General features: G+C 46.9%; 8 protein-coding genes. 1 reads left to right on the plus strand and 7 read right to left on the minus strand.

Annotated features, from left to right (window positions below; translation table 11 throughout):
• A partial coding sequence (locus BG32_RS04930) for a cation-translocating P-type ATPase (protein ID WP_147434831.1) occupies positions 1-2,428 on the plus strand: 2,428 nt, incomplete at its 5' end.
• A gap of 816 nt (positions 2,429-3,244) precedes the next feature.
• Here BG32_RS04930 and BG32_RS04935 read toward each other — a convergent pair.
• From BG32_RS04935 to BG32_RS04965, 7 genes are all read right to left on the minus strand, one after another.
• Positions 3,245-4,291 (minus strand): Gfo/Idh/MocA family protein, encoded by a 1,047-nt coding sequence (locus BG32_RS04935; RefSeq protein WP_121510445.1) that lies wholly within the window; start codon positions 4,289-4,291, stop codon positions 3,245-3,247.
• Positions 4,288-5,094, minus strand: a complete 807-nt coding sequence (locus tag BG32_RS04940) for a sugar phosphate isomerase/epimerase family protein (protein WP_121510446.1) — start codon at positions 5,092-5,094, stop codon at positions 4,288-4,290. The genes BG32_RS04935 and BG32_RS04940 overlap by 4 nt, the downstream gene beginning before the upstream one ends.
• 11 nt (positions 5,095-5,105) lie before the next feature.
• A complete protein-coding gene (locus BG32_RS04945; protein ID WP_121510447.1) occupies positions 5,106-6,161 on the minus strand; it encodes a zinc-binding alcohol dehydrogenase in 1,056 nt (351 codons plus the stop codon).
• 163 nt (positions 6,162-6,324) lie between these two features.
• The gene (locus BG32_RS04950) at positions 6,325-7,152 is read right to left on the minus strand and encodes a carbohydrate ABC transporter permease (protein WP_121510448.1); all 828 of its coding nucleotides are present in this window, start codon (positions 7,150-7,152) and stop codon (positions 6,325-6,327) included.
• A complete protein-coding gene (locus BG32_RS04955) occupies positions 7,145-8,032 on the minus strand; it encodes a carbohydrate ABC transporter permease (protein WP_259459528.1) in 888 nt (295 codons plus the stop codon). The genes BG32_RS04950 and BG32_RS04955 overlap by 8 nt, the downstream gene beginning before the upstream one ends.
• Positions 8,033-8,085: 53 nt before the next feature.
• Positions 8,086-9,366 (minus strand): ABC transporter substrate-binding protein, encoded by a 1,281-nt coding sequence (locus BG32_RS04960; RefSeq protein ID WP_006487610.1) that lies wholly within the window; start codon positions 9,364-9,366, stop codon positions 8,086-8,088.
• Between the two features lie 21 nt (positions 9,367-9,387).
• A partial coding sequence (locus BG32_RS04965; protein ID WP_121526492.1) for a nucleoside phosphorylase occupies positions 9,388-10,068 on the minus strand: 681 nt, incomplete at its 5' end.

Consider the following 10,068-nt stretch of genomic DNA (forward strand, 5'->3'; position numbering starts at 1 on the left):
TATCCTTATGGCGGCAGCCGCAATTTCCTTCGTTGTTTCTCTATTCGAGAATGAAGGTTTCTTCGAACCTGTTTTGATAATGCTTATAGTAGTCTTGAATGCGGTAATCGGTGTAATACAGGAAAGCAAAGCCGAGAAGGCTCTCGATGCTTTGAAGAAGCTTTCTTCACCTAATGCGAAGGTAATACGTGATGGGGAGCAAAGGATCGTTCAAGCTTCGAACGTGGTCCCAGGTGATATTGTGCTTGTAGAAGCCGGTGACTTCGTTCCAGCCGATGCTAGAATCTTGAGTTCGGCAAGTCTCAAAGTTGATGAGTCAGCCCTAACCGGAGAATCGGTTTCGTCGGAGAAGAAAACCGAGGCTAAGGTTAAAGAAGATGCTACTTTGGGAGACCGGTTCAACATGATTTTCTCCGGTTGTAGCGTTACTTATGGAAGGGCAAAGGCTGTTGTCGTAGAGACTGGAATGCAAACTGAAATGGGGAAAATTGCGAGCATGCTTTCAGCGGAAGAAGAGACGGAAACTCCTCTTCAGAAGAAACTGACTGTTCTTGGAAAGTATCTTGCAATTGCGGCTATAGTTACCTGCGCGATAATCTTTCTGGTTGGTTTGATTGATGGCATTCCGATAATGGAGATATTCATGATCTCCGTTTCTCTAGCCGTTTCGGCAATACCTGAAGGCCTTCCTGCTATCGTGACGGTTGTTCTTGCCATAGGAGTGCAGCGGATGGTTAAAAGAAATGCGATAATTCGCAAGCTGCCAGCCGTTGAGACCCTGGGAAGTGCAACCGTAATCTGCTCAGACAAGACAGGAACACTGACTCAGAACAAAATGACACTGGTTAAGGCCTTTTCCGATTGTAATTCAGCTCTGGAAGAGATCTCTTCCGAGAACTCGCCAGAAATAAGAAGTCTTTTACTGTATGCGACACTCTGTTCAGACGGAAGAATCATTTATGAAAGTGGAGAAGAAAAACAAATAGGAGACCCAACTGAGACAGCGATAGTATTTGCCGCTAAAAGGAATGGAATCGAGAAAGAGAAAATGGAGGAGAAATATCCAAGATTAGCCGAGATTCCATTCGATTCAGAGCGAAAAATGATGACAACAATCAACAGAATCGAAAACAAGAATGTAGTAATTACAAAGGGTGCAATTGATTCAGTTGCCCTTAGATGTGTTGCAGGAGACGTCGAAAAGGGAAGAAGAATTGCAGAAGAGATGGGTAGCGATGCCCTGCGAGTGCTTGCCATAGCCTATAAGCATATCGAGGAGATTCCAGAGTTCCTTGATCCCGCCGAGATCGAGAGCGGGCTAACATTCATGGGTCTCGTGGGTATGATTGATCCAGCACGGCCAGAAGCAAAGGAATCGGTGGCACTATGTAAACAGGCCGGGATAAAGCCGGTGATGATAACCGGTGATCACAAGCTAACCGCCGCAGCAATTGCCAGAGAAGTCGGGATTCTGTCACCTGAAGAAAAGGTTGTTGATGGAAGCGAACTTGCAAAAATGCCGGATAGTGAGCTCGAAGAACGAGTTCGGGATATCTCGGTTTATGCCAGAGTTTCTCCTTCAGACAAGTTGAGGATCGTTCGGGCATGGCAGAAACAAGGTGAAGTGGTGGCAATGACGGGAGATGGAGTTAATGACGCTCCTGCTCTCAAGGCAGCAGATATAGGATGTGCCATGGGAATAACTGGAACCGATGTGGCAAAGAGCGCGGCTGACATGACACTTACAGATGATAATTTCTCAACTATTGTAGAGGCCGTGAAGGAAGGTCGGGGGATCTATGCCAACATAAGAAAGGTGGTTGGTTTCCTTCTTGGAACTAATATAGGGGAGATTTTGACTGTATTTACGGCGATGATTATCTGGAGAGAAGCTCCTCTAATATCTGTTCAGTTGCTCTGGATAAATCTCGTCACCGACAGCTTACCTGCAATTGCATTAGGCATGGAACCCGTTGAAGAGGATGTTATGAAAAGCAAGCCTAAACGAAAGAATGAAGGGATATTTGCAAATGGACTTGGTTACAGAGTAATTCTGCAGGGAATCATGTTCGCTTTTCTAACTCTGATTGGGTTTTCGATTGGCTGGAAGAGTACCGGAGATATTGTTGTAGGCAGAACAATGGCCTTTGCTATACTTTCTTTGACCCAGATCTTCCATTCTTTTAACATGCGGTCAAATCACTCGCTGTTTAAAACCGGTTTCTTTTCCAATGTCTTCCATATTTTTGCCACAGTAGTGTCGCTGGCAATGGTTGCTTTTGTTCTATTCATAGATCCAGTAGCGAGAATATTCGGGCTAGCCAAGGTGAATGCTTCGATGTATTTGCTTGCTTTTCTGCTTTCTCTTGTACCTATACCGGTGATTGAGTTGGAAAAGCTCGCAGGCGTCATAAGACACAGAGATTGATAATTAAAGACCTGTAGTTCGCCGACAAAATACCGTGTGCAAACGGACTTGCCTGAAAAGCATACAGGACTTATCATGAAGTTCTCCACGTTTGTTCCTCGTTATACATCATAATATATGTAATGAGAGGATTATTTTCTGCTTCCTGCTAGGGTCCACAATCTCAATAACCCTTCCTCGCCAGAGATGACCTTACTTCTTCGAGAAAGTGGTTTACAATCGTCAATGTGTCGCGCTTAACTTCTCGCGGAGATCCATTGAAGACCAGCAGTCTCATCTGAAATCTTCTCTAACGTTCCCTCGGTGGAATCAAAAAAGGCAAGATTGAAGCCATTTCTTTAGCAGTGCGTTCGCGGATCTTCCCACGATCTCAAGATCGACTATGGCTGTATCGTCCTATTCTTAAGTCAGAACACTCGCAAAGAATACTTCCCGTACCTCTTCCTTGATGGATTTTGCCTGCCCCAACAGTGAAAAACGGAAGGACTATTGGGATCATCTTATCGATCGCCTCCTCCAATGTGGACGAAGTGAGACACAATATGAGTGGTGATGCAAATAGAAGGAGACTGGAATTAACTGCAGATTTCCTGATCTCATAGGAGTCATCTTTCACGATGCATTCTCCCGGTGATTCTACCCAACATCCAAAGCATCCCATGCACTGTTTTATATCAAGATCCCTGAGCAAGAAATACTCGACATCGTATCCTCTATCCCGAAGAGAAAAAACTAGTCTGTCAATGTACTCATCGAATTTTTCTTTACCTATCGTGCACCGTTCAGAATGCCGATTCTCATGACGAGGACCTCCGTTTATAGCTCTATTGTCGAATCACTTTCGGCCGACAGATAAAAGGCGTCTAAGATGCTCTGAACAACCAGGGCCTCTTCGGGAGAGGATATTCTCGATTCCTCTCCCAGGCAACTATCTATAAAGCTTTCTATCGACCTCTTGTAGCAGTCTTTGCTTTCTGCATATGGTATAGCCGTATTCGTCAACTCTCCATGCGATTCGGCAAATACTTCCGGTGGGAAGACCGTAGCGCCCGCTCTATCACCGAAAATTTGAAGATTCATGATTGAACGATCTTTCATGTTTAGCGCAAAGGAAGTCTTCAGGATCAGTGAAGCTCCGTTGTGAAACCTCACAAAGCCAAAGGCCGAATCTTCGACGGAATACTTCTCAGGATCCCAGCCGCCCATAAGTCCGACTCCATTCCTCTTGGCGATTTTACAATAAGCGCTTGCCGTAACGCTCTTCGGCTGTGGGAATTTCATCATATGGAGCGCCAGATCCAGCATATGAACTCCTATATCGACCAGTGGACCGCCGCCCTGGATCTCTTTGTTGGTGAAGGAACCCCATCCAGGAATTCCGCGTCTCCTCAACGCTGTTGCTTCGCAAAAATATATCTCACCAAGATCTCCACTGTCGACAAACTTCTTTATGGCGATTGCTTCACTCCTGAAACGATAATGGAAGTTGAATGAAAGAATCTTTCCTGCTTCCTTTGAGGCGACCATCATTTCTTGAACTTCTCTTGCGTTGATGGCGGGAGGTTTTTCACAAAAGACATGAGATCCAGATCTCAGTGCGCTAACAGTAGCTGAAGAGTGAAATTTGTTTGGAGTGCAAACGAACACAGCATCGGGATTCAAAGAAGACAGCATCTCATCGTAATCACCGAAAGTATTATCTATTCCAAATCTGCTGGAAAGCATAACTGCCCTCTCTACAGCGGGATCTGCTATCCCGACCAGTTCTACCCTGTCATTCATCTGGGATAAAACCGGTAGATGCGTGACCTCTGCAATCTGGCCGGCCCCAATCAAGGCGACACGGAGTTTCCCGTACTTCATCTTTCAATGCTCCTGAGAAGATCACGAATAAAGGCGCATGACTCACCGTATCTTTTAGCAGGATTGTCTCCGATCACTCTGCATTCGAATGCAATGTCACCGGAGTAACCGATTTCAGACAGTGCCGAAAAGAGTGTCTTGAAGTCTAAGTGCGCCTGACCCGGCTGATAACGATTGCTGTCGGCGATGTGCACGTGTCCGATATACCTGCCGTTCTCTATTACCGCCTGCCTGATATCGGCCTCTTCGATATTCATATGAAAAGCGTCAGCCGTAAGTCTGACATTAGAAAATCCACCGACGTCTATCAGTTTTGCGGCAGATTGAAGGGTGTTTAGCATATGATCTTCATACCTGTTAAGTGGCTCCAGATAGATGAAGGTGTCCGTTTCTGCAGCCATTTTGTTCAAGCTTTCAAGGGATTCCAGGAGAACTGCTGTATCTTCTGAATCAGATCTCGGAGGGACCATGGGTGGAAGCCTCTTCGAAAACATTCCCCACGCGGCAGGTACGACAATTCCCTTTCCACCGACCTTAGATAATGCCTTCAAGATCTCTCCGATGTCCTCTACTGCCTGCTCCCTTTTCTCCCGGGAAAAGTCACCGATCCAACCACGGTATCCCCCACAGGCGCTTGTTACAGGGAATCCTGTTGACCGGACAGCTTCGCTCACTTCCGCGAACCTTTCCAGTAGATCTTTTCCGTCTATCTCGTAACCGTCGAATCCAAGGCTTCGAATGAATTGCAGTTTCTCTTTCATTTGAGAAGGGAAGAAATCTTTGTCCTGAGTTATCACTTTCATATACTCACCTCTCAAAAAGCTACTCCGAGCTTAATACTCAGTTCGGGATTAGTGTCCACATATTTACAGTACGCGCTCGGCGATTCTTCGAAGTTCACAACTGGATCCACGATATCGTCGCCAGATAGAGAACCATCCAGTATCAAATTCCAGCAGGTTTTTTCGATTCTCTTTCTATCCCATCTTGGAAAGTCTGGACTGGGTTCACTCGCGGCGCGAGAAAAAACAACTCTTCCGTAATTGTAGTGGGCTTCTCTTCCGAAGTTGATGCCGCCGGCAAACTCCCTTGCCCAGGCCACATATGAAACCGTTCCTCCGTAGGCAAGCCCCCTTAGAGCCGACTGAAGCGCGCCAGCAGATCCGCTGGTCTCAATGATGCAGTCGGCCCCGAGCTTGCCGGTAAGCTTTTTTATCTCAAGACCGATGTCGCACTCACCTGGGTCGAGGACGTAGTCCGCTCCGGAGTTCAGCGCAGCCTCACGCCTTATCGCGATAGGATCCACACCTATCACTGGCCTGGCTCCGATTTTCTTTCCGAGCTGTACCGCCATTAATCCGATGGCTCCAAGGCCAATCACTGCGATGTAATCTCCCGGCCTTACATTCCCGTCTCTGATTCCGGAAAAAGCAAACTGGGCGGGATCATAACACACAGCGCTCTTCCAGGAGACCCCGGTAGGGACCTTTAGTAGACGGTCGTTTCCTATAGCGTTTATAATGTGAGTTTCACGAATTCCTCCGTAAGAGCAGACCCTTTCACCGATGGAGTAGTCTTTTACGTCTTCCCCTTTCACTACTATCTTTCCTACCCACATGTTGCCCAGATTCCAGGAACCGAATTCTACACCCTTTTTTTCGCCAGCTGATCTCGGTAAAATCAGATGCCAATCTTGATCGTAGAATTCGTCTATCAGAGGACTTTCACTTCTGAAGTCTGCTACCTCTGAGCCATGCTTTGGAGAAGCAAACTCGACCTCGACCATCACCTCGTTGGCCGCTATCTTTCTATCCTGATACTCAACGATGGCCGCTTTTCGCGGTGCAGTTGCCACAAGCATCCTTGGCATCAACCCTGACCTCCTTGTTAAAGACTTTCTTTACACCGACCAATTATCACACATGAGGCAGGGAGACACTATTTATTCTTACTTTGTTTCACGAAAGTGCATGAATAACTGCGTTCGCACTGGGAAGAGTCTCAGCAGGTCTGGAAAGGTAATTGAGAAGGGTCTATTTTGAGCTGCCCATTGTCAATCCTCGAACCAAGTCATTTTGGACAAGGAGTCCAAAGACAATCATCGGAAGCACTGTGATTATCGCTGCCGCGCTCATAACACCCCATTCAATATTCCTTTCGCTTACGAACATATTGACCAGAACAGGAAGAGGTCTTGTATCCTGACCGGTGAGTACAAGTGCGAAAAGGAATTCATTCCACGCAATCAGAGCGCAGAGTATGGATGTGGCTGATAGTCCTGGCATTACAAGAGGAAGCACTACTCTCCTTAAAGACTGAAAACGGGTGCATCCATCAATCATAGCCGCTTCTTCAAGAGAAACAGGGATTTCCTGGAAGAAGCCACGCATCATCCAGATCGCGAAAGGGACGCTGAAAAAGGATAGAGCGAGAACGATCGGGAGGTATGTGTTGGATATTCCAAGATATCTGGCGATCATGAAGAAAGGCAGGACCATGACTATCGGAGGTGTCATTCTTGCTATAAGGACTACGAAAGCGATTGTATTGGCATGCTTCCAGTTGAACCTGGCAATAGCGTAGGCTGCGGGCACACCCAGGAACAGGGCGATTACCGTTGAAAGGAATGTGATCATGACGCTGTTGATCAATGATCTCACAAACTCAGAATTCCCGAAGAACTTCGCGTAGTTCTGAAGCGTAAGTCTTTCTGGGAACCACTTTGGTGGTATAGAGAACTGGTCGGCTTCAAACTTGAACGAGGAAAGAAGAATCCACGCAAGTGGCACCAGAGTCCAGATAAGAGCCAAAGCAATAACAGCGAAAACCAGTATTCTGGTGACAGGTCTTCTCCTAATCATAGTTCTTTCCACCACCTATAATTTTCATGTAGAGTATTGTGAAGACCACAGCTATTCCGAAAGTGAGCATGTTTATTGCCGAAGAAAAGCCGACGTTGTACGCTTGAAAGGCCGTCCTGTAACCGTAGAAGGCAAGCGTTTCCGTCGCTGTCCCGGGACCTCCGCCTGTCATAATGAACACAATGTCGAAGACACGCAAGGACGTAAGCGTCCTGATAACTACCGCGACGAGTATCGAGGGTCTTAGCAGCGGAAGGGTTATGTAGAAAAATCTCTGAATAGAGCTTGCACCGTCGACGAATGCGGCTTCATACGGTTCATATGGAACAGACTTCAGACCCGCAAGCAATACCAGGGTAACGAAGGGTATATATTCCCAGGCATCTGCAACTATCAGTACTGGCATGGCCGCTGAGGGATTAGAAAGCAGTGGTTTATCTACAAGTCCGCCAAACCCTATTTGTTTCATCAAATGGATAATTGGTCCATAATCGCTGTTCAACACGAATCTCCATACGTATCCTACGACTACAGGGGCGATCATGAAAGGTACAAGAAGAATCGACTGCACTATCTTCCAGCCTTTGAACTCAGTGTCAAGCGCGAGAGCGATACACAGCCCTATAATGAGTTCAACAAGGACAGCTCCCACTACGAAGTAGAACGTTCTTCCAACTGTGTCCAGCGTGAAGGAGTCTGTGAAAAGCCTTACGTAGTTCGTGAAACCGGCCGGCTTGATTCCCAGATCGGGTCTGAGCAGATTCCACCTAAGAAAGGACATGACAACAGTGTATGTAAGTGGGATCATGAAGATCACCACGATGAATACAAGTGCAGGAAGAATATATGCAAAACCCTTAGTTTTCTGTTTAGACTTCATCCGATCCCCCATCGCAAGAAATGCCGGGCCTTTCGACCCGGCTTTGAATAAGATCAATAGTACCCTCCATCTCTCATGAGCCTGTCTACTTCCTTTACTGCGTCATCTAGAGCCTTTTCGGCCGTCTTTGTTCCAGCCAGGAACTCAGAAACCGCTGGAGCGATAATTCCGCTCACTATACTTCCGCCTTCCGGTATCAATGGAACGATAGGAGTTGGAATACAATTCTCCATAGCAGAGGCGAAGTCTCCTATCCAGGGGAAGGACTCTGCAAGCTCGGGGCTGTTCAGCGCCGAGAACCTCGCCGGTATGTTGCCTGTAGGAGCGGCCTCGACCTCGTTCTTTGTTTCTGTGACATACAAAAGCCACTCCAGCGCTGCTTCCTTGTCTGGTGCCGAGCTGCTGACTGAGAAACCCCAGGAGATATAAAGCATGGGAAGCTTCTCTCCAAGTTTTTCTTCAGGTCTGGGGAATCCTACGAATCCTGCCTTACCAACAATGGAGGATCTCGATTCATCCTCTACGTAGAACATTCCGGTCGTCCAGACCTCCGCCATTGCGCTTCTTCCACTGATGAATTCATTCAACGCTTCCTGGAAATCGTAGTTCATTGCGGCAGGGTTCGCAAATTGGAACATGTACTTGACTTCTTCAAGCGCTTCAACGCCCGCTTCCGAGTTGAAGATTGGACGCATATTCATATCTAGAAGTGCCCCGCCTTTTGCCCAAAGCCTTTGCATGAAGTGAGTTGCAAGGAATATGCTTCTTCTTCCCATCATGGTGACTCCGTAGAGATCCGGCGGTCTGTTGAAAAACTCTGCAACGTCCCTGTACTGCTCCAGAGTCTGAGGAGGCAGAAGCTCGTAGCCGTACTTATTGAGGAAGTTGGCCTTCTCCACAGGATCTTCGAAAAGATCCTTCCTGTAGATTATGCCTCCGAGCTCGTTCATGTAGGGAACAATGTACGTTTTGCCATTAAGCTTTGCGTTTCTTATTCCGGGAATATCGGCCTCGTTGATTTTCTCGTATCCGGGAATATCGCTTATCGGGTAGATGTAGTTTGCAATCGAAAGAGCCGGATACCAGAGCATCGAGATATAAGGTACATCGATTTCGACCCTCCCAGATGTGTAGCCAAGCATCAGCTGATCAAGGTAGTTTGCATAAGGAAACTGTTGAATGTCGACCTCGATTCCCGTCTCTTTCGTGAAACCTTCCATTCTGGTCTTCCAGGCATCCGTGTGAATTCCAACTTCACTTGAAAGACGCAAAGGAACTGCAAAACATGAAGCTATCAACAGAACAAAGAGCAAAAGCATGAACCTGGTTCTCATAGAATCTCCTCCCTTCGGTAGTTAAACAAGGTCTTCATCGTACATTTTCTTTATTGCGGTCAGCGTTATTTCGATCGCTTCTTTCACTGAATTCTCAATCACGTCTCTTCTGGGGTTCTTGACAGAGAGATCTACTTTTGTGCCAGCAGATTGTTTGTATCTGTTCGCATAGCAAATCCCAATGAAACCGGCCTTGACATTTCTAAGATAGGAAATGACGAATAGCGCAGAAGCCTCCATTTCCAGCGATACAATCCTTCTCCTGCTCCAGCTCTGGAAGTATTCGGGATCCCGTTTGTAGAAACAGGAATGTGTCCAGTTGATTCCGGTGACGATCTCTCTTCCCCTTTCTCTGGCAGATGTTGTAAGCGATGAATAGACATCTGGAGAAGGAACGGCCGGGAAATTCGCCGGGACATAGTAGTTCGAGGCCCCGTCATCACGCACACAGCCATAAGGAACTACAATATCTCCTTCATTAACATGCTCCTGGAGGCCTGCCACACTGCCAATTCTTATCAATACTCTTGCTCCAACGTTGATCAGTTCCTCGTATACGATGCTTGCAGAGGGGCCTCCCATGCCTGTTGAAGTCACTGAAACGGGGTAATCCTTATACTTACCTGTATAGGTTATTAAGCCTCTGTTTTCAGCGATCTTTCTTGTCTCACTCAGTCCGGCTACGATCTTATCGACTCTCCC

It is taken from the genome of Mesotoga sp. HF07.pep.5.2.highcov, assembly GCF_003666285.1.
Taxonomy (GTDB): Bacteria; Thermotogota; Thermotogae; order Petrotogales; family Kosmotogaceae; genus Mesotoga; species Mesotoga prima.